This is a genomic window from Monashia sp. HAY1-5C (assembly GCF_056755255.1).
Genome location: NZ_JBPGXG010000088.1, coordinates 1 through 19,579, shown reverse-complemented (window position 1 = coordinate 19,579; position 19,579 = coordinate 1). Strand labels below are relative to the sequence as shown.

20 protein-coding genes are annotated in these 19,579 nt (G+C 72.3%); 14 read left to right on the top strand and 6 right to left on the bottom strand.

All coding sequences use genetic code 11. The annotated features are described in order from the left end of the window. Positions 1 to 39 precede the first annotated feature (39 nt). Positions 40 to 1,062, bottom strand: a complete 1,023-nt coding sequence (locus tag ACR9ZK_RS14000; RefSeq protein ID WP_481342551.1) for an MEDS domain-containing protein — start codon at positions 1,060 to 1,062, stop codon at positions 40 to 42. Between the two features lie 79 nt (positions 1,063 to 1,141). Further along, positions 1,142 to 1,936: a class I SAM-dependent methyltransferase gene (locus ACR9ZK_RS13995; RefSeq protein ID WP_481342550.1), complete on the bottom strand. Its 795-nt coding sequence runs from the start codon at positions 1,934 to 1,936 to the stop codon at positions 1,142 to 1,144. 128 nt (positions 1,937 to 2,064) lie between these two features. Between ACR9ZK_RS13995 and mshA the strand changes: the two genes are divergently transcribed. The 3 genes from mshA to ACR9ZK_RS13980 are packed head-to-tail and all read left to right on the top strand — an operon-like array spanning position 2,065 to position 4,670. Next, a complete protein-coding gene (mshA, locus tag ACR9ZK_RS13990) occupies positions 2,065 to 3,384 on the top strand; it encodes a D-inositol-3-phosphate glycosyltransferase (RefSeq protein ID WP_481342549.1) in 1,320 nt (439 codons plus the stop codon). After that, positions 3,381 to 3,902 (top strand): type III secretion system chaperone family protein, encoded by a 522-nt coding sequence (locus tag ACR9ZK_RS13985; RefSeq protein ID WP_481342548.1) that lies wholly within the window; start codon positions 3,381 to 3,383, stop codon positions 3,900 to 3,902. The genes mshA and ACR9ZK_RS13985 overlap by 4 nt, the downstream gene beginning before the upstream one ends. 24 nt (positions 3,903 to 3,926) lie before the next feature. Next, complete coding sequence (locus tag ACR9ZK_RS13980; protein ID WP_481342547.1) at positions 3,927 to 4,670, top strand: phosphoglyceromutase; 744 nt, start codon at positions 3,927 to 3,929, stop codon at positions 4,668 to 4,670. A gap of 71 nt (positions 4,671 to 4,741) precedes the next feature. On the opposite strand, the gene phoU is transcribed toward ACR9ZK_RS13980, so the two are convergent. Continuing rightward, entirely contained in the window at positions 4,742 to 5,452 is a 711-nt protein-coding gene (gene phoU / locus ACR9ZK_RS13975) for a phosphate signaling complex protein PhoU (protein ID WP_481342546.1), read from the bottom strand. Between the two features lie 254 nt (positions 5,453 to 5,706). Between phoU and ACR9ZK_RS13970 the strand changes: the two genes are divergently transcribed. Together ACR9ZK_RS13970 and ACR9ZK_RS13965 are read left to right on the top strand one after the other, a co-directional pair. Continuing rightward, positions 5,707 to 6,948, top strand: a complete 1,242-nt coding sequence (locus tag ACR9ZK_RS13970; RefSeq protein WP_481342545.1) for a sensor histidine kinase — start codon at positions 5,707 to 5,709, stop codon at positions 6,946 to 6,948. Between the two features lie 98 nt (positions 6,949 to 7,046). Further along, positions 7,047 to 7,730 carry a response regulator gene (locus tag ACR9ZK_RS13965; RefSeq protein ID WP_481342544.1) on the top strand — a complete coding sequence of 228 codons (684 nt, stop codon included), beginning with the start codon at positions 7,047 to 7,049 and terminating at the stop codon, positions 7,728 to 7,730. Between the two features lie 101 nt (positions 7,731 to 7,831). On the opposite strand, the gene ACR9ZK_RS13960 is transcribed toward ACR9ZK_RS13965, so the two are convergent. Continuing rightward, positions 7,832 to 8,362, bottom strand: a complete 531-nt coding sequence (locus ACR9ZK_RS13960) for a hypothetical protein (protein ID WP_481342543.1) — start codon at positions 8,360 to 8,362, stop codon at positions 7,832 to 7,834. 340 nt (positions 8,363 to 8,702) lie between these two features. Between ACR9ZK_RS13960 and ACR9ZK_RS13955 the strand changes: the two genes are divergently transcribed. From ACR9ZK_RS13955 to ACR9ZK_RS13920, 8 genes are all read left to right on the top strand, one after another. Beyond that, complete coding sequence (locus tag ACR9ZK_RS13955) at positions 8,703 to 9,185, top strand: CarD family transcriptional regulator (protein ID WP_076261794.1); 483 nt, start codon at positions 8,703 to 8,705, stop codon at positions 9,183 to 9,185. After that, positions 9,182 to 10,006 (top strand): 2-C-methyl-D-erythritol 4-phosphate cytidylyltransferase, encoded by an 825-nt coding sequence (gene ispD, locus ACR9ZK_RS13950; protein WP_481342552.1) that lies wholly within the window; start codon positions 9,182 to 9,184, stop codon positions 10,004 to 10,006. The genes ACR9ZK_RS13955 and ispD overlap by 4 nt, the downstream gene beginning before the upstream one ends. 18 nt (positions 10,007 to 10,024) lie before the next feature. Further along, the gene (locus ACR9ZK_RS13945; RefSeq protein WP_481342542.1) at positions 10,025 to 10,813 is read left to right on the top strand and encodes an SDR family oxidoreductase; all 789 of its coding nucleotides are present in this window, start codon (positions 10,025 to 10,027) and stop codon (positions 10,811 to 10,813) included. Further along, entirely contained in the window at positions 10,810 to 11,298 is a 489-nt protein-coding gene (gene ispF, locus ACR9ZK_RS13940) for a 2-C-methyl-D-erythritol 2,4-cyclodiphosphate synthase (RefSeq protein ID WP_481342541.1), read from the top strand. Before ACR9ZK_RS13945 ends, ispF begins: the two co-directional genes overlap by 4 nt. Positions 11,299 to 11,350: 52 nt before the next feature. Further along, positions 11,351 to 12,802 carry a cysteine--tRNA ligase gene (gene cysS, locus ACR9ZK_RS13935; RefSeq protein WP_481342539.1) on the top strand — a complete coding sequence of 484 codons (1,452 nt, stop codon included), beginning with the start codon at positions 11,351 to 11,353 and terminating at the stop codon, positions 12,800 to 12,802. Positions 12,803 to 12,832: 30 nt separating this feature from the next. Further along, positions 12,833 to 13,804, top strand: a complete 972-nt coding sequence (gene rlmB / locus ACR9ZK_RS13930) for a 23S rRNA (guanosine(2251)-2'-O)-methyltransferase RlmB (protein WP_481342538.1) — start codon at positions 12,833 to 12,835, stop codon at positions 13,802 to 13,804. A gap of 168 nt (positions 13,805 to 13,972) precedes the next feature. Then, positions 13,973 to 14,833 (top strand): DUF929 family protein, encoded by an 861-nt coding sequence (locus tag ACR9ZK_RS13925; protein ID WP_481342537.1) that lies wholly within the window; start codon positions 13,973 to 13,975, stop codon positions 14,831 to 14,833. 4 nt (positions 14,834 to 14,837) lie between these two features. Next, on the top strand, positions 14,838 to 15,353 hold the full coding sequence (locus tag ACR9ZK_RS13920) for a vitamin K epoxide reductase family protein (protein ID WP_481342536.1): 516 nt from the start codon (positions 14,838 to 14,840) through the stop codon (positions 15,351 to 15,353). Between the two features lie 39 nt (positions 15,354 to 15,392). Here ACR9ZK_RS13920 and ACR9ZK_RS13915 read toward each other — a convergent pair whose 3' ends face one another. Next, positions 15,393 to 16,637, bottom strand: a complete 1,245-nt coding sequence (locus tag ACR9ZK_RS13915; RefSeq protein WP_481342535.1) for a DUF4032 domain-containing protein — start codon at positions 16,635 to 16,637, stop codon at positions 15,393 to 15,395. 160 nt (positions 16,638 to 16,797) lie between these two features. Further along, positions 16,798 to 17,901 (bottom strand): ABC transporter ATP-binding protein, encoded by a 1,104-nt coding sequence (locus tag ACR9ZK_RS13910; RefSeq protein ID WP_481342534.1) that lies wholly within the window; start codon positions 17,899 to 17,901, stop codon positions 16,798 to 16,800. 311 nt (positions 17,902 to 18,212) lie between these two features. Here ACR9ZK_RS13910 and ACR9ZK_RS13905 point away from each other — a divergent pair, with 311 nt between their 5' ends. After that, positions 18,213 to 19,523, top strand: a complete 1,311-nt coding sequence (locus ACR9ZK_RS13905; protein ID WP_481342533.1) for a sugar ABC transporter substrate-binding protein — start codon at positions 18,213 to 18,215, stop codon at positions 19,521 to 19,523. The last annotated feature ends 56 nt before the right edge of the window (positions 19,524 to 19,579 follow it).

Genomic DNA, 19,579 nt, shown 5'->3' with positions numbered 1-19,579 from the left:
TCCGTCGTCGGCAGCGTCAGATGTGTATAAGAGACAGGGTCAGGGCAGGTCGAGGTCGGCCCAGACCACCTTGCCGCCCGGCAGCATCTGTGATCCCCACGTGCCCGAGAGCGCCTCGACGATGTCGACGCCGCGCCCGCCCACGGCGTCGAGGGACGGTTCGCGCCGCTCGAGCGGGGCGTCGGTCGCGTCCTCGACGGCGATCCGTACACCCCCGTCGAGGCGCTGGACCACCGCGCGGAACGGCGTGACGGCGTGGGACAGGGCGTTGGTCGCCAGCTCGGAGACGATGAGGGCCGCGTCGGCCACCAACCCCTGGTGGCCCCACGAACGCAGGACGTCGAGGACGAAGTGGCGCGCGGCCGGTACCGACTCGGGGACGGGCTGGTACACCTGCGAGAAGGCGTGGGTCAGGCTGAGCACCGCCCTGCGCGCCGTACCGTCGGCTCCGCCGGTGCCGATGGTGCCGATGGTGCCGAGGGGGCCCGGCGCTGCCGACCCGTCCGGGTCGGTGCCGGCGTCGACCTGCAGGTCGGTGTGCAGGGCGGTGATGCGGGCGACGTCGACGACGTCGGCGTGCTCGGCCATGCCCCCGGGATAGGCGCAGACGAGCTGGAAGCCGTAGACGTCCATGGCCTCGGCCCACAGCACCTCGAGCTCGACGGCGGCCTCGACGAGCCCGCGCTGCCACAACAGCGAGATCGTCTCGCTGAACACGCGCACCGGGCGGCCGCCGTCGACCTGTGGGTCGACGAGCGCGAGCACCATGTTCCAGAACGCGTCGACGTCGAGGGAGCCGTCGACGACGAGGTCGGCGATGGACGCATCGGGGTCGAGCGGCCGGTAGCGCGTCCCCTCCTCGGCGGCAGGATCGCAGCCCAAGGTGGCGAGCGCGCCCTCTACGCGTCGCCGAAGTCGCGGAGTGCAGATCGACACCACGTACTCGTCGTGGGCCCAGCCGTCTGCGACGAACCTCGCCACAGCAGCCACACCCTCGTCGTCGAGTGCGTAGAAGCTCACCGCACGACCCCGCCCCCACGCAGCCATGCCGCCCTGCGACATGGCGCTCATGCTACGCGGGGGCGGACGTACGGGGCGGAAAGGCGACCCTGTGAGAATCATGGGAGGACCCGGTGAGGGCTCAGGCCGGGGCGACGGCCTCCCACGCCACCGTGAGCTCGCCGAGGCGCCATCTCGAGGGCCCGTCGAGCAGCGGCCACCGGTCGCGCATCTCGCGGGCGGCCGCGAGGAACCGCTGGCGGGCGCCCCACGACGACTGTGGAGCGCTGCGTGCCCAGGCGACGTCGAGGTCGGCGAGGAACGCGTGGACGCGCTCGCCCGGCACGTTGCGGTGGATGAGCGACTTCGGGAGGCGCTCGGCGACGTCCGACGGGCGCTCGAGCCCGCCGAGCCGCAGCGAGAGCGTCAGGCTGACCGGCCCCGACGCCTCGACGGCGACCCACGCGGCGCGGCGCCCGATCTCGTCGCACGTGCCGTCGACGAGCAGGCCGTCGGGTGCAAGGCGCGACCGGACGAGCGCCCACGCGTCGGACACCTCGTCCTCGGCGTACTGGCGCAGCACGTTGAAGGCGCGCACGACGGTCGGTCGGGCGCCGCCGTCGAGGGGCACCTCGAAGCCACCGAGGCGGAACGCCAGCCCGTCACGCTCGAGCAGCCGCCCGGCGGCCACGCGTTGCGGGTCGATCTCGATGCCGACGACCCGGACGTCGGGGCGCACCTGCCGGAGCCGGTCGTGCAGCTCGACCGCGGTGATGGGCGACGCGCCGTAGCCGAGGTCGACGACGACGGGTGGCGTGGGGCTCCTGCGCAGCCGCCAGGCGTGCGGGCCGGCGATCCAGCGGTCGCAGCGTCGGAGCCGGTTGGGGTTCGTCGTGCCCCGGGTGATGGTCCCGACGGGGCGTACGCGGCCGGCCACGCCCGCAGCCTACGGCCCGGGTCGATCGGGTCCGACGGTCGTCCATGATCGTGGAATACATCGAATCGGGCGTGTGGTTGAGTCGGGGGAGAGCAGGCGAGCAGGTGCTGCGGGACGAAGGGATGCCGATGGAGGCCGATCCGAAGCGGGTCGCGATGATCACCGTGCACACCTCGCCGCTGGAGCAGCCCGGCACCGGCGACGCGGGCGGGCTCAACGTCTACGTCGCCGAGACGGCCAGGGAGCTGGCGGCGCGCGGCGTCGAGGTCGACATCTTCACCCGGCGCACGACGGGAGACATCCCCGTCGAGGCCGACCTCGTCCCCGGCGTCCGGGTCCGGCACGTCACCGCCGGCCCGTACGAGGGGCTGTCGAAGGAGGACCTGCCCGGCCAGCTCTGTGCGTTCTCGGCCGGCATCATGCACGCCGGGCTCTCGGTGCCGGAGGACCACTACGACCTCGTTCACTCGCACTACTGGCTCTCCGGCCAGGTCGGGTGGCTGGCCGCCGACCGCTGGCGCGTCGCCCTCGTCCACACCATGCACACCATGGCCCGGGTCAAGAACCTGCACCTGGCCGACGGCGACACCCCCGAGCCGCGGGGTCGCGAGATCGGCGAGGTGCAGGTCGTCGAGGCTGCGGACCGGCTCGTCGCCAACACCGACGACGAGGCCCGCGAGCTCGTCGAGCTCTACGACGCGCCGCCGGCGAAGGTCTCGGTCGTGCCGCCGGGCGTCGACCTGTCGACCTTCACCCCCGGCGACCGGCTGCAGGCGCGGTGCGAGCTCGGCCTGCCCGTCGAGGGGCACCTGCTGCTCTTCGTCGGTCGTATCCAGCCGCTCAAGGCGCCCGACGTCCTCGTCCGCGCGGCCGCCGAGCTGGTGCGTCGCGACCCGACGCGGCGCCAACGGCTCACCGTCGCCGTCCTCGGCGGCCCGAGCGGTTCCGGCCTCGCGCGTCCCCGCGACCTCGAGGAGCTCGCCGCCGCACTGGGCATCGCCGACGTCGTGCGCTTCGTCCCGCCGGTCGCGCGCCCCGAGCTGGCCCGCTGGTACCGCGCGGCCAGCGTCGTCGCCGTGCCTAGCCACTCGGAGTCCTTCGGCCTCGTGGCGATCGAGGCGCAGGCCTGCGGCACACCGGTCGTCGCGGCCGACGTCGGTGGCCTGCCCACCGCAGTGGGCGACGCCGGCGTCCTCGTGCCCGGCCACGGCACGGGGGAGTGGGCCGACGCGCTCGATGCCCTCCTGCTCGACGACGCCCGGCGCAGCGAGCTCAGCCGCCGGGCGGTGCGGCACGCCTCCGGGTTCGGCTGGGGTGCGACGACGGACCGGCTCCTCGACGCGTACCGTCAGGCCATGCGAGCCCGCAGCGACGCGCCCGAGACCGCCGAGCCGTCCGTGGACGAGGCCGTGAGCCTTGCCGACGTGCCGACGGCCGTGATCCCGTGAACGCCCCGGCAGGGGGCCTGCGCCCCGATGCCGAGGCAGGGCTGCGCGGCTACCTCGACTCCGTCGACCTCGAGTGGGAGCTCGGCGGCCGCGACGGTGAGTACGTCGTCACGCTGCCGGGCGAGAAGAAGCTCAGGACGGTCGTCTCGCTCCTCGTCCGCGACCGCACGACGAGCGTCAGCGCCTTCGTCATCCGCAACCCGGACGAGAACCACGAGGCGTTCTACCGGACCCTGCTGCGCAAGAACCTTCGCCTCCAAGGGGTCGCGTACGCCATCGACACCGACGGCGACGTCTACCTGCGCGGGGAGGTGCCGACCGCCGCCCTCGACGCCGAGCACCTCGACCAGCTCTTCGGCGTCGTCCTGGCCGCCAGCGACGACGCCTTCAACGAGCTGCTCGCCCTCGGCTTCCTCGGCTCGATGAAGAAGGAATGGGCCTGGCGGGTCTCGCGCGGCGAGTCCACGCGCAACCTCGAGGCCTTCCGTCACCTGCTGGACGGGTCCGCCGAGGGCTGAGGCGGCGTCGCTAGGCTGCCTCGCATGACCTATACGCTCGTCCTCGTCCGTCACGGCGAAAGCGACTGGAACGCCAAGAACCTCTTCACCGGCTGGGTCGACGTCGACCTCACCGACAAGGGGCGCGCCGAGGGTGTGCGGGCCGGGCAGCAGCTCGCGGAGGCCGGGATCCTGCCCGACATCGTGCACACGTCGGTCCTGCGCCGGGCCATCACGACGGCCAACCTCGCGCTCGACGCCGCCGACCGCCACTGGATCCCCGTCAAGCGGGACTGGCGCCTCAACGAGCGGCACTACGGCGCGCTGCAGGGCAAGAACAAGAAGCAGACCCTCGAGCAGTACGGCGAGGAGCAGTTCATGCTGTGGCGTCGGTCCTACGACGTGCCGCCGCCGCCCATCGACCCCGAGGACGAGTTCGCCCAGACGCACGACGCGCGGTATGCCGGCATCGGTGACGCGATGCCGGACACCGAGTGCCTCAAGGACGTCGTGGCACGGATGCTTCCCTACTGGGAGAACGAGATCCAGAACGACCTCGCCGACGGCCTGACCGTCCTGGTCGCGGCCCACGGCAACTCGCTGCGGGCCCTGGTCAAGACGCTCGACGACATCTCCGACGAGGACATCGCCGGCCTCAACATCCCGACCGGCATGCCGCTCGTCTACGAGCTCGACGACGCCTTCCGTCCGGTCACCCGGGGCGGTCGCTACCTCGACCCGGAGGCCGCCGCCGAAGCGGCCGCCGCCGTCGCCAACCAGGGCCGCTGACGCCGCCCGCACCACGCCGAAGGGCCACGTCCCGTCACGGGAGGTGGCCCTTTCGGGTCGGGGCGTGACGGTCAGGCGGAGGCGCCGCCCTCGATCGAGGCGACGGCCTCTGCATCCTCCTCGTCCTCGTGGTCGACCGCCTGGTCGTACTCACCGGTGACGAGGTAGATGACGCGTCGGGCCACCGACACGGCGTGGTCGGCGAACCGCTCATAGTAGCGGCCGACGAGGGTCAGGTCGAGGATCGCGCTGCGCGACCACGACGTGTTCTCGTCGAGCAGCGCCGCGAACAGCTGGCGGTGCAGCTCGTCCATGGCGTCGTCGTCCTTCTCGAGCGCGATGGCCGCCGCGACGTCCTTGCTCGCGATGATCGAGCCGCACTTGGCCACGATCGCCTCGGCGACCTGGCCCATCTGCAGGATGTGCGAGCGCAGCTCGGCCGGCACCGCGGAGTCCGGGGTCCGCAGGCGCGCCACCTTGGCGACGTGCCGGGCGAGGTCGCCCATGCGTTCGAGGTCCGAGCTCATGTGCATCGCGGTGACGACGATGCGCAGGTCCGTCGCGACCGGCTGCTGCCGCGCGAGCAGGTCGACGGAGAGCTCGTCGAGCTCGATGCGGATGTCGTCGAGCTGGCGGTCGGCCTCGATGACCGACTCCGCCAGGTGGACGTCCGCGTCGAGCAGAGCGGTGGTGGCGCGGGAGATGGCGGACCCGGCCAGACGGGTCAGCTCGACGAGCTGGTCCGTGATGGTGTCGAGGTCCTCGTGGAACTGGTCGCGCATGCTGGTCCTGTCGCTAGCCGTACGTGCACCGGCCGTGCCGTCGCGGTGTCGACCGGCCGTCGCGGTGGTGCTCTGGGCGCCCCCAGCCTGCCACCGGGCGGCGGCCGACACACGGCCGGCACGGCCCTGTCCCGCAGAGGGTGGCACCCGTGCGTGAACGGGCGGGTTCGGGCAGGTGAACACTCGGTTCACCGCACGCGTGGGGGCCGCCGGGGTGTCCGGGGGGCGCGTCGCCCGTGCGTACGCTGTGTGTCGTGGACCCGACGACCGCGGCAACGCTCGGTGGCATCGCCGGCCTCGCCCTGGGCGGCCTGGCGATGGTCGCCGTGCGCCTGTCGGACCGCGCGAGCGCCACGGAGGGTGTCCCGGCTCCCGAACCGTCCCTGCCGCCCGGGGTCTCGGACGTCATCGCCGTGCTGCGCTCGAGCGGCGTCCTCCTCGACGCGTCCGACCGCGTCGTCAACAACTCACCCGCCGCGGTGGCCCACGGCATCGTCCGCGGGCAGGAGCTCGTCCACTCCGAGCTGCTCGACCTCGCCCGTGCCGTGCGCCGCGACGGTGTCATCCGGGAGGCCGAGCTGACCCTGCGCAAGGGCATCGGCGAGGGCCGGATCGTCGTGTCGGCCCGCGTCGCACCGCTCGGCGCGCACCACGTCCTGGTCCTCGTCGAGGACCGCACCCAGGCAGCGCGGGTCGACGAGATCCGCCGCGACTTCCTCGCCAACGTCAGCCACGAGCTCAAGACGCCGGTCGGCGGCATCGCCCTGCTCGCCGAGGCCATCCGCGACGCGCACGACGACCCGGAGGCGGTGGCTCGGTTCGCCACCCGCATCGGCGTCGAGTCGACCCGGCTGACGCGTCTGGTCAAGGAGATCGTCGAGCTGTCCCGGCTCCAGGGCGCGGACGTCGTCAAGGACCCCGTCCTCGTCGACGTCGGGGCGTGCGCCGAGGACGCCGTCGACCGCAGCAGGCTGCTCGCCGAGGAGAACGGCATCACGCTGGCCCGCTCCCTCGACCCGGGCTGCGAGGTGTGGGGCGACGCCGAGCTCGTGACGACCGCGATCAGCAACCTCGTCGGCAACGCCATCGCGTACTCCGACCGGGACACCAGGGTCGGCGTCGCCGTCCGCCGCACCCCGTCCGGCACGGTCGACGTCTCCGTGACCGACCAGGGCCTCGGCATCGAGCCCGAGGAGCAGGACCGGATCTTCGAGCGGTTCTACCGGATCGACACCGCCCGGTCCCGGGCGACGGGCGGCACCGGTCTGGGCCTGGCCATCGTCAAGCACGTCGCCGACAACCACGGCGGCAGCGTCCGGGTCTGGTCCGAGCCCGGTCGCGGCTCGACGTTCACCATCACCCTGCCCGCCGCGACGGTGGCGACCCGAACCCTGCCGTCCGACGCCTCGCTCCCCGGCGTGACCGACGGTGAGGGCCCGGCCACCTCGTCCCCGCCCGCGCGCTCGCCGGACCGGCCGTCGCGCACCGTCGCCTGATCCGTGGCAGTCCCGTGCGCGCCGTTCGTCCCCCTGCCCGACCGCTACCGAACATCTCCCGACCGTCTCGACCCGTCTGATCCCGAAGAGGACACCCCTTGAGCCGCATCCTGATCGTCGAGGACGAGGTCTCGTTCTCCGACCCGCTCTCCTACCTGCTCAAGAAGGAGGGCTACGACGTCGCCGTCGCCGACACCGGCCCGGAGGGCCTGGCCGAGTTCGACAAGAACGGTGCCGACCTCGTCCTGCTCGACCTCATGCTGCCCGGCCTGTCCGGCGTCGACGTGTGCCGTGCGCTGCGCCAGCGCTCCTCGGTGCCCGTCATCATGCTGACGGCCAAGGACAGCGAGATCGACAAGGTCGTCGGCCTCGAGATCGGGGCGGACGACTACGTCACCAAGCCGTACTCGAGCCGTGAGCTGCTCGCCCGCGTCAAGGCGGTCCTGCGCCGCCTCGCCGAGCCGGAGGACCTGCTGCCCTCGACGCTCGAGGCCGGTCCGGTGCGGATGGACGTCGAGCGCCACACCGTGAGCGTCCGCGGCGACTCGGCGTCCTTGCCGCTCAAGGAGTTCGAGCTGCTCGAGATGCTGCTGCGCAACTCGGGTCGCGTCCTGACCCGGATGCAGCTCATCGACCGCGTCTGGGGCAGCGACTACGTCGGCGACACGAAGACCCTCGACGTCCACGTCAAGCGGCTCCGGGCCAAGATCGAGCCCGACCCGGCCAACCCGGTGCACATCGTCACCGTCCGCGGGCTCGGCTACAAGTTCGAGGCCGGCTGAGCCGAGCAGAGGCCGGGCGGCCGGGTCCGTGGGACGCCGACGGCCGCCCCGCAGGAGCGGGGCGGCCGTCGGTTTCGCGTCGGGCTCGCGGTACGGGCCGGTCAGGCCGTGCCGGTCGAGGTGGTCGCGGTGGTCGGCGCGGGCGTCACGGTCGAGTAGTAGCCGGTGGCCGGCAGCACGGGCACCTGGACGACGGTCGTGCCGCCGGTGCTCGAGGTGATGGAGACGGGCACGAGGGTGCCGGGCTTGGAGGAGACGCCGGACAGCTCGAGTCCCTTGGTCGCCAGGTCGACCTGCTCGCGCGGTCCGAGCTCGACCTCCGAGCCGGACGGGGCCGTGCTGGAGCCCTCGGTGGCCTGCGGCACGAACCTGACCGTCATCTGGTCGGCGCCGAGGTTGATCGCCGAACCGGAGACGACCGTCTGGCCCTTGCCGTCCCCGACGAGGACGAGGTCGCGGACGGCCAGCTGGCCGATGTCCGCCGGGACACCGTCGGCAGGGATGTACGGCTGGTCCGTCTGCACCGGGGAGTTGACCTGGCACCCGGCCGTCACGGCGGCGAGGGCGACACCGGCGGCGAGCGCCGAGACACGGCGACGCACGGGGGTCTGCACGAGGGATCGACGCTTCACGGGGCACAGCCTACCGGCGGGCCTCCGCCCACTGCGGCCAACCCCGCGCCCGCCGCTCCGACGGCGCGGGGACGCCACCGGCACAAGGCTCTCGCGCCTCCGACGGGGCCGGTCACGGGTCGGGCGGCTCGCCGCGGCGCCGCCCCGACGACGGCGAACGGACGCCGAACCGGCGATGAAAGCGCTCGCGCGAAGCATGTTCACGGGCGTTCTGTCAAGACGCGCACGGTGGCGGATGGATCACCGACTGTGGCTCTGACCTGCGCATATGCCAGATCCTGAGATCGCGGTGTGCTGCGGATCGTGATAATCTGGAGGTCGCGAAAGGGGAAAACAGCACATGGTTTTCAAGGTCGGCGAGACGGTCGTGTACCCCCACCACGGGGCGGCACTGATCGAGGAGATCAACACACGCACGATCAAGGGAGAGGACAAGCTCTACCTGAAGCTCAAGGTCGCCCAGGGCGACCTGACGATTGAGGTACCCGCGGAGAACTGCGACCTCGTCGGCGTCCGCGACGTCGTCGGGCAGGAGGGTCTCGACCGGGTGTTCGAGGTCCTGCGCACCCCGCACACCGAGGAGCCCACCAACTGGTCCCGCCGGTACAAGGCCAACCTCGAGAAGCTCGCCTCCGGCGACGTCATCAAGGTGGCCGAGGTCGTCCGCGACCTCTGGCGACGTGACCAGGACCGCGGCCTCTCGGCCGGCGAGAAGCGGATGCTCGCCAAGGCCCGTCAGATCCTCGTCTCCGAGCTCGCGCTCGCGGAGAAGACCGACGAGGACAAGGCGGAGTCGATCCTCGACGAGGTCCTCGCCTCCTGACGGCGAGCCCTCTCCTGAACGGCAGCACCGGAGCCGGTCGCGTCGGCGTCATCGTCGTCGCGGCCGGCTCCGGTTCGCGTCTGGGGGCCGGTGTCCCCAAGGCGTTCGTGCCCCTCGCCGGGCGGCCCCTCCTCGGGCACGCCCTGCGGGGGGCGTTGTCGTGCCCGGACCTGCACCAGCTCGTCGTGGTCGCCCCCGCCGACCGGGTGGGCGAGGCGCAGGAGGCCTGCCGCGTCGCCGCCGCCGAGCACGCGGAGCACGCCGAGCACGCGGAGCACGCCGTGAACGCGGAGCACGCCGTGAACGCGGTGCCCGGCGTGACCGTCGTCGTCGGCGGGGCCGAGCGCGGCGACTCCGTCGCTGCCGGCCTGGCCGTGCTCGACGCGTCGGTCGACCTCGTCCTCGTCCACGACGCCGCCCGCTGCCTGACGCCGCCCGAGGTCTTCGCCCGTGTGGTGGCCGCCCTGGAGGCCGGGGCCGTCGCCGTCGTGCCCGGTACCCCGGTCGTCGACACCGTCAAGCAGGTCGACGCCTCCGGCCGGGTCCTCGCGACGCCGGACCGGTCCGCCCTCCGGGCCGTGCAGACGCCGCAGGGGTTCGCGCGCAACGTCCTCGCGCGAGCCCACGCCGTCTCGAGCGAGGCCACCGACGACGCCGGGCTCGTGGAGCGCCTCGGCGAGCCGGTCCTCGTCGTCGACGGTGACCGGCTCGCGTTCAAGGTGACCACCCCGGACGACCTCGAGACCGCCGCCCACCTGCTCGCGGCGCGAGTCGAGGTGACCGCGCGCGGTCCGGGCCACGCGGATACCTCGAACGACTGAGCGCCTATCCTCGGTCGCGTGACCGAGCAGACCGCTGACGCGACCCGCCCCCTCGCCCTCATCACCGGCGGCGGCACCGGCATCGGTGCGGCCACCGCGGAGCGGCTCGCCGCGGAGGGCTTCGACGTGGTCGTCGCCGGCCGGCGCCGCGAGAAGCTGGACGCCGTCGTCGAGAAGATCGGGCCGGCCGCCCGCGCGCTCGTCCTGGACGTCACCGACACGGCCGGCGTCGAGGCCGGGGTCGCGACCCTCGGACGCTGCGACGTCGTCGTCAACAACGCCGGTGGTGCCCTCGGCGTCACCCGGGTCGAGGACGCCGACCCGGCCGAGTGGGAGCGGATGTACGCGACGAACGTCATCGGCGCGTTGCGCGTCACCCAGGCCGTGCTGCCACTGCTGCGCCGCTCGGCCCGGGCGACCATCGTCGACGTGTCCTCGATCGCCGGCGAGCGCGTGTACGAGGGTGGAGGCGGCTACGTCGCGGCCAAGCACGGCACGTCGGTCGTCTCCGAGACCCTGCGGCTCGAGCTCAACGGCGAGAACATCCGGGTCGTCGACATCCGGCCCGGCATGGTGCGGACCGAGGAGTTCTCCCTCACCCGCCTGCACGGCGACCAGGCCGCGGCCGACAAGGTCTACGAGGGCGTGGACCGGCCGCTCGTGGCGGACGACGTCGCCCGCTGCATCGCCTTCGCCGTCGGGCTGCCGCAGCACGTCAACATCGACACCCTCGTCGTCAAGCCCGTCGCCCAGGCGGCCCCGCACAAGGTGCACCGCGGCCCCATCGACTGGAAGGACGGCCGGTGACCGCCCTGCCGCGGGTCGGCATCGGCGTCGACGTCCACGCGCTCGCGCCCGAGGGCTCGGACCGCGAGCTGTGGGTCGCCGGGCTGCACTGGCCGGGCGAGCGCGGCCTCGACGGGCACTCCGACGCCGACGTGGCGGCGCACGCCGCCTGCGACGCGCTCTTCTCCGCGGCGGGCATCGGGGACCTGGGCGCCCACTTCGGCACCTCGCGGCCCGAGCTCGCCGGGGCGTCGGGCGTCACGCTCCTCGCGGAGGCGGCACGGCTCGTGCGCGCGGCCGGCTTCGAGGTCGGCAACGTGGCGGTGCAGGTCGTGGGCAACAAGCCCGAGGTGGGCGCCCGCCGCGACGAGGCGGAGACGGCCCTCTCCGCGGCGGCCGGGGCGCCGGTCTCGGTCAGCGGCACGACGACCGACGGTCTCGGCCTGACCGGGCGGGGCGAGGGCGTCGCTGCGCTCGCCACCGCGCTCGTCGTCCCGCTGCGCTGACGACCGCCGCACGCGTCCGGACCGGGGCCTGCGCGCCGATAGACTGCCGCGGGTGAGCCTACGACTGTTCGACACCGCCACCCGGCAGCTGCGCGACTTCACGCCGCGCGAGGCCGGCAGGGTGGGCATGTACATCTGCGGGCTCACGACGCAGGGTGCCCCGCACATCGGCCACGTCCGCTTCGCCGTCGCCTTCGACGTGCTGCGCCGCTGGCTCGAGACCGGCCACGGCTACGAGGTCACCCTCGTGCGCAACGTCACCGACATCGACGACAAGGTGCTGCGCAAGGCGGCCGAGTCCGGCGAGGACTGGTTCGCCCTCAGCTACCACAACGAGCGCCTGACCAGCCAGGCCCTCGACGCGCTCGGCGTCCTGCCCGCCTCCTACGAGCCGCGGGCCACGGGGCACGTGCCCGACATGGTGACCCTCATGGAGACCCTCGTCGAGAAGGGCCACGCCTACCCGGCCCCCGACGGCTCGGGCGACGTCTACTTCGACGTCCGGTCGTGGCCCGAGTACGGGGCGCTGTCGCACCAGTCGATCGACGACATGGTCGCGGCCGAGGACGCCGACCCCCGCGGCAAGCGCGACCCCCGCGACTTCGCGCTGTGGAAGGGCCGCAAGGCCGAGGAGCCCGAGACCGCCTCGTGGCCGACGCCGTTCGGCGCGGGCCGGCCCGGTTGGCACCTCGAGTGCTCGGCCATGGCCCGGCGCTGGCTCGGCGACGAGTTCGACATCCACGGCGGCGGCATCGACCTGCGCTTCCCGCACCACGAGAACGAGCTGGCCCAGTCGCGAGCGGCCGGCCTCGGCTTCGCCCGCTACTGGCTGCACAACGCGTGGGTCACGGTCAAGGGCCAGAAGATGGGCAAGTCGCTCGGCAACGCCCTCGAGGTGCGCCACCTGCTCGAGACGACGCGTCCCCTCGTCCTGCGCTACTTCCTCACTGCGGCGCACTACCGTTCGACGATCGAGTACCACCCCGGCTCGCTCGACGAGGCGGCCGCCGCGGTCGAGCGCATCGAGGGGTTCCTCGAGCGGGCCGCCCGCCGGGGTGACGTCGTGGCGGCTGCGTCCGAGGCGAGCCTGCCGGCCGACTTCGTCGCCTCGATGGACGACGACCTCGGCGTGTCCGGGGCCCTCGCCGTCGTCCACGACACGGTCCGCGCCGGCAACACGGCCCTCGACGACGCCGACGACGAGGCGGCGGTCGCCGCGGCGGCGTCCGTCGTCGCCATGACCGAGGTCCTCGGCGTCAACCCGCTCGCCGACCACTGGGGCGGCACGCGCGGTGGCAGCGACGCGGCGGCGGAGTCCGCGCTCGACGCGCTCGTGCGCGTGCAGCTCGAGGCGCGCCAGCACGCCCGCCAGGAGCGCGACTTCGCTCGCGCCGACGAGATCCGCGACGCGCTCGTGGCCGCGGGCATCACCGTCACCGACACGCCCTCGGGCGCGCAGTGGTCGCTCGCGCGGCCCGAGCGCGCCGATGCCTCGGCGGACTGACCGCCGACCGACACACTCGAAGGACTCCCCATGCCAGGCAACTCCCAGCGTCGCGGCGCCGTCCGCAAGAGCGGCAAGAAGCCGACGGTCGGCTCCGGCGGCCAGCGCCGTCGCGGCCTCGAGGGCAAGGGCCCCACGCCCAAGGCCGCCGACCGCGAGTACCACCCCGCCCACAAGCGGGCGAAGGCGGCGGCGAAGCGCTCGGGATCCGGGCCCGCCGGTTCCGCTGCGCGCGGCCAGTCCCGCCCGAGGAGCCGCGGCAAGACCTCGAGCGAGATGGTCTACGGCCGCAACTCGGTCGTCGAGGCGCTGCGCGCCGACGTGCCCGTGGCGACGATGTACGTCGCCACGCGGATCGACACCGACGACCGCGTCCGCGAGGCCCTCAAGCTGGCGACCGAGCGCAGCCTCGCCATCCTCGAGACCCCGCGCGGCGAGCTCGACCGGCTCACCGACGGCGGCGTGCACCAGGGCCTGGCCCTGCAGGTGCCGCCGTACGACTACGCGGACCCGGCGGACCTCATCGACCCGGAGGCCCCCGGTGTGCCGCTCGTCGTGGCGCTCGACGGCATCACCGACCCGCGCAACCTCGGCGCCATCGTCCGGTCCGTGGCGGCGTTCGGAGGCCACGGGGTCGTCGTGCCCGAGCGCCGCTCGGTCGGCATGACGGCCTCGGCGTGGAAGACCTCGGCCGGTGCGGCGGCGCGCGTACCCGTCGCCAAGGCGAGCAACCTGACGCGTGCCCTCGAGGAGTTCAAGCGGGCCGGCTTCTTCATCCTCGGTCTCGACATGGACGGCGACGTCGAGCTGCCCGACCTCGCGCTCGCCGCCGAGCCGCTCGTCGTCGTCACCGGCTCCGAGGGCAAGGGGCTGTCGCGCCTCGTCCGCGAGACCTGCGACCAGATCGTCTCGATCCCGATGAGCTCGGCCGTCGAGTCCCTCAACGCCGGCCTGGCCACCGGCGTCACCCTCTACGAGATCGCCCGCCAGCGGCGTCGCTGACCGCGAGGGCCTGACCGCGAGGGCCTCCCGTCGTCGGCGTCACCCCGGCTGAGACGGGGAACTCACCGGGTGCGCCCGACGCTGCTCAAGGGGACGTCGGTAGAGTGGCGACGTTGTACGACGCCGTGTAGTAGTCGCGGCACTCCGGAACGAGCGAAGGACGCAGACGTGGGCAAGAGCAGCAGGGCCGAGACCGCCGCGCGCGCGGCGCAGATGCGGGCCGAGGCGGCCCGCCAGGAGCGCCAGCGCCGGCAGGTCATCGCGGCCGTCGTCGCGGTCGTCGTGGTCATCGTCGCGGTGGCCGTCGGGGTCGCCGTGTCGAACCGGCCCACGCCGGCGCCGGCCGCCACCGCCTCCAGCGGCGCCGACGCCGCGCTGGCCTCGCTCACCTCGCTGCCTCAGGCGACCCTCGACGCCGCGCCCGCGCCCGACCCGAACGGTGCGCCGGCCCCGCTCCGGGGCGGCACCCCGCTGACGCAGGACGGCAAGCCGAAGGTCCTCTACATCGGTGCCGAGTACTGCCCGTTCTGCGCCATGGAGCGCTGGGCCCTCATCGGTGCGCTGTCCCGCTTCGGCAGCTTCAGCGGCCTGGCCCCGACGACGAGCTCGTCGACCGACGTGCACCCCGACACCCCGACGTGGACGTTCGCCAAGGCGACGTACACCAGCGACGTCCTCGCCTTCGAGGCCGTCGAGACCCAGGACCGCGACGGCAAGCCGCTGCAGACCCTCGACGGCGAGAACGCCCAGCTGTTCCAGAAGTTCAACCCCGGCGGTGGCATCCCGTGGATCGACTACGGCGGCACCCGCGCGACGAGCGGAGCCACCGTCGACGCCAACGCTCTCGAGGGCAAGACCTACGACCAGATCATCGCCGGCATCAAGGACCCGAGCTCCCCGATCGGCAGGACGATGACCCCGGCCATCAACACGATCTCGGCCCAGCTGTGCCAGCTGACCGGCGGCAAGCCGACGAACGTCTGCACGTCGACGGGCGTCATGTCGGCCTCCGTCCTGCTGAAGAAGTGACGCCGTGAGCCGCGTCGACCGTGCCAGCCACGCCGGCGGCACCCGTGCGCCGGGCGGGCGGGTCCGCCCGCCGTGGCTGGCCCCGACGACCCTCGCCCTCGTCGTGGTCGGCCTCGGCGTCTCGGTCTACCTGACCGTCGAGCACTTCACGGACAACGCGACGCTCGCGTGCAGCATCGGGGGCATCGTCGACTGCGCCAAGGTGACGACGAGCGCGTGGAGCACGTTCATGGGGGTCCCGGTCGCGCTTCTCGGGCTCGTCTTCTTCCTCGTGCTGCTGCCCCTGGTGTGGCCCTCGACGTGGCGCAGCCGGGTCGGCTGGCTCGACGTGGCGCGCCTCGGCTGGCTCACGGTGGGTCTCGGCATGGTGCTCTACCTCGTGTGGGCCGAGCTGTACCGCATCCACTCGATCTGCCTGTGGTGCACGGCGGTCCACGTCGTGACGTTCCTGCTGTGGGTCGTCGTGCTCTTCGGGCAGATCCTGTCCGGGCCTGCCGACGAGAGGGCCTACGACGCGTGACCGAGGTGTGACCGAGGCGGGACGGAGGCGTGACCGAGGTCAGTCCAGCCGGCTGATGACCGGCATCTCCTCGGTGTCGACCCCGAGCACCGACTGCTCCTCCGGCTTGGCGGGCAGCACCGTCGACAGGTAGTCGCGCACCGCCTCGTCCATCGGCACGTCCCCGCCCGCACGCTCGCTCATGTACCAGCGGTGCTCGAGGATCTCGTGGAACACCTCGGCCGGCTCGAGGCGACCGACGAGCTCGCGCGGCACCGACCGCACGACCGGCTCGTAGACCTTGGAGAGCCACTCGTGCGCGACGATCTCCTCGTCGACGCCCTGCTGGTCCGTGGCCGCGACGTAGGCGTCGAGGTCGTTGAGCAGCCGGCGTGCCTGGTTCTCGCCGACGTCGAGGCCGGTGAGGCGCAGCAGGCGACGGGAGTGGTGGCCGGCGTCGACGACCTTGGGGGTGATGACGATCTCGGTGCCGCCGATGTCGGTGGTGATCTGCAGCTCGTCGACGTCGAAGCCGAGCTCGTTGAGGCGGCGGATCCGCTCGTCGACGCGCCACCGGTCGCCGACCTCGAACCGCTCCGTGCCGGTCAGCGCCTCCCACAGGGCGTGGTAGCGCTCGATGATCGAGCCGGACACCTCGAACGGGTCGGCCTGCTCCTCGAGAAAGCCGCCGGCCTGGAGGTCCATGAGCTCCCCGGCGATGTTGACCCGGGCGATGTCCAGGTCGTGCTCGCGCTGCCCGTTGGACAGCGAGGGGTGCAGCTCGCCCGTCTCGGCGTCGACGAGGTAGGCGGCGAAGGCCCCGGCGTCGCGGCGGAACAGGGTGTTCGACAGCGACACGTCGCCCCACCAGAAGCCGTGCAGGTGCAGCCGGACGAGGAGCAGGGCGAGGGCGTCCATGAGACGCACCGCGGTGTCGGGCCGCAGGTTCTGGCTGTAGAGGGCCCGGTAGGGCAGGGAGAACTGCAGGTGGCGGGTGACGAGGCACGCGTCGAGCGGCTCCCCGTCGGCGTCGGTGCGGCCGTGGACGACGCCGAACGGCTCGACGCACGGGATGTCGAGGCGGCGCAGGTTGCGCAGCATCGCGTACTCGCGGTCGGCGATGTCGGACTTGATCTCCTTGACGGCGAGGACACGTCGCCCCAGCTTGACGAAGCGCACGACGTGGCGCGAGATGCCACGGGGGAGGGCTGCCAGGGTGCTCTCGGGCCAGTCCTCGAGGGGCGTGGACCACGGCAGGTCGAGGAGGGCCGACTCGGGCCGGGCGGTGGTGATCTCCAGCGTCACGCGCTCATCGTGGCACGCGCCCGGGAGGGGCGTCGATCCGCCGGCGGCTCATGGGCACCCGGCGCAAGGAGGACGCGAGGCGGGTCGCCGGGAGACGGCACCGGGCCGGCACCCCGCGAAGGGTGCCGGCCCGGCGGCGTGTGCCGTTGGCGCGTCGTGCTCAGTCCCCGATGCGCTCGCCCGACTCCGGGTTGAACAGGTGGACGTGACCCTGCTTGGGCTTGAGGTGCAGGACCTGGCCCTTCTCCGGGGGACGGCGACCGTCGACGCGGGCGATGAACGGCTTGCCCGACTCCTCGTCGCCCTCGATGTCGATCTGGTGGGCCTTGGTCGAGCCGTAGATGTACGCGTCGGCGCCGAGCTCCTCGACGACGTCGACAGTGACAGCCAGGCCCGCGCCGTCCTCGGCCACCTCGAGGTCCTCGGGGCGGACGCCCATCGTGATGTGCTTCCCGACGCCGCCGAGCAGGCCCCGCTCGATCGGTACCGCGTGGCCACCGAAGTCGGCGCCCGACTCGGTCAGCGGGACATCGAGCAGGTTCATGGCCGGGGACCCGATGAAGCCGGCGACGAAGACGTTGGCGGGGTGGTCGTACATCCGGCGCGGGGTGTCGCACTGCTGGAGGATGCCGTCCTTGAGGACCGCGACGCGGTCGCCCATCGTCATGGCCTCGATCTGGTCGTGCGTGACGTACACCGTCGTGACGCCGAGGCGCCGCTGCAGCGAGGCGATCTGCGTGCGGGTCTGCACGCGGAGCTTGGCGTCGAGGTTCGACAGCGGCTCGTCCATGAGGAACACCTGGGGCGAGCGGACGATCGCGCGGCCCATGGCGACGCGCTGGCGCTGGCCACCGGAGAGGGCCTTCGGCTTGCGGTCGAGGTACGGCTCGAGGTCGAGGATCTTGGCGGCCTCGTCGACGCGCTTGCGGATCTCGGCCTTGTCGACGCCGGCGATCTTGAGCGCGAAGCCCATGTTGTCCGCGACCGTCATGTGCGGGTAGAGCGCGTAGTTCTGGAACACCATCGCGACGTCGCGGTCCTTGGGGGACAGGTTCGTCACGTCGCGGTCACCGATGAGGATGCGGCCGCCGTTGACCTCCTCGAGGCCGGCGAGCATGCGCAGCGAGGTGGACTTGCCGCACCCGGAGGGTCCGACGAGGACGAGGAACTCACCGTCCGCGATGTCGATGTTGAGTTTGTCGACGGACGGCACCGGGTTTCCCGGGTACTGACGCGTCGCGTTGTCGAACGTCACTGTTGCCATGGCTTCTTTGCCTTCCTTCACCGGCAGGAACGTGCCGGACGATCCGTTGTAAAGGGCTGCCGCCCGGGCGGGCAGGCACCGCCATCCTGCCGCATGCCCGCCGTGGTGACCACCCCTGGCTCACCCCGGGCGGCCGGCGCCGGCCCGTCGTACCCCGAGCGCAGCCGAGGGCCGGCGAGCGCGGTGTCCAGGAATCGTTTCCCGATCGTTGCAAGATCTTGCTGCAAGTGGATGGAAAGATGACTGCAACTTCTTGCTATGGTCTGCGCCACCGGTGGCGGCGTGTGCCACCAGGCTTCAAAGGAGAATCCATGCACAAGCGTGCGTTCGGCGCTGTCGCCGTCACGGGTGTTGCCGCCCTGGCCCTCAGCGCCTGTGGTGGTTCCACCCCCACCACGACGAACACCGCGGGAGGCTCGAGCTCGACGACGACCTCGTCCGCGGCCCCCGCCCCGTCGAACACCACGGCCGCCCCGGTCCGTGACGCGTCGGTCGACCTCGTGATCTGGACCGACAACGACCGTGCCGCGGCGATCAAGAAGTACGCGGACATGTTCGGCCAGGAGCAGGGCATCAAGGTGGCCGTCCAGGTGGCCCCCGACGTCCGCGCCAACTTCAAGGACGCCACGAACGCGGGCAAGGGCCCGGACGTCATCGTCGGCGCGCACGACTGGCTCGGCGAGCTCGTCCAGAACAACGCGGTGTCGCCGATCAACCTCTCGAGCGACCTGCAGGCCAAGTTCTCCAAGGACGCCATGGCCGCCACGAAGTTCAACGGCCAGATCTACGGCGTGCCCTACGCCGTCGAGAACATCGGCGTCGTGCGCAACACCGCCCTCGCGCCCGATGCCCCGAAGACCTACGAGGAGATGGTCGCCAAGGGCAAGGAGCTCAAGGCGGCCGGCAAGGCCGACGGGACCGTCGTGCAGGAGGTCTCCAAGGTCGGCAACGCGTACTACACCTACCCGTACCTCAAGGCCTTCGGCGGCGGCATCTTCGCGCAGAAGGACAACGGCGACTACGACCCCAACAAGGTCATCGTCGACAACGCCGGCTCGATCCAGGGCGCCGAGCAGCTCGCGAAGCTCGGCAAGGAGAAGGTCCTGACGACGAACGTCGACGGCACCAACGCCGACGCGCTCTTCGACTCGGGCAAGTACCCGTACTACATCACCGGCCCGTGGGCCATCGACAAGGCCAAGAAGGCCGGCATCAAGTACGCCATCTCGCCGCTGCCGACGATCGGCGGCAAGAAGATGGAGCCGTTCCTCGGCGTCCAGATGTTCTACGTCTCGGCCAAGGCCAAGAACAAGGCCTTCGCGGAGGAGTTCGTCACCAAGTACGTCCCGAACAAGGACCTCCAGGTCGACCTGTTCAACGTCGGCCACCGCCCGCCGGCCCTGACCGAGGCCTACCAGCAGGTCGCGGCGAGCGACCCCGACGTCAAGGCGTGGTTCGAGGCCGGCCAGGGTGCCCTGCCGATGCCGAACATCCCCGCCATGAACTCCGTGTGGGGCCCGCTGGGCCAGGCCGGTGCGGACGTCATCTCCGGCAAGGCCGGCGCGCAGGAGCGCTTCGCCGCCGCCGCGAAGGAGATCGTCGCCAACATCAAGAAGGGCTGACGCTCGCGTCGACCTGACGCTGTCTCTTATACACATCTGACGCTGCCGACGACGGA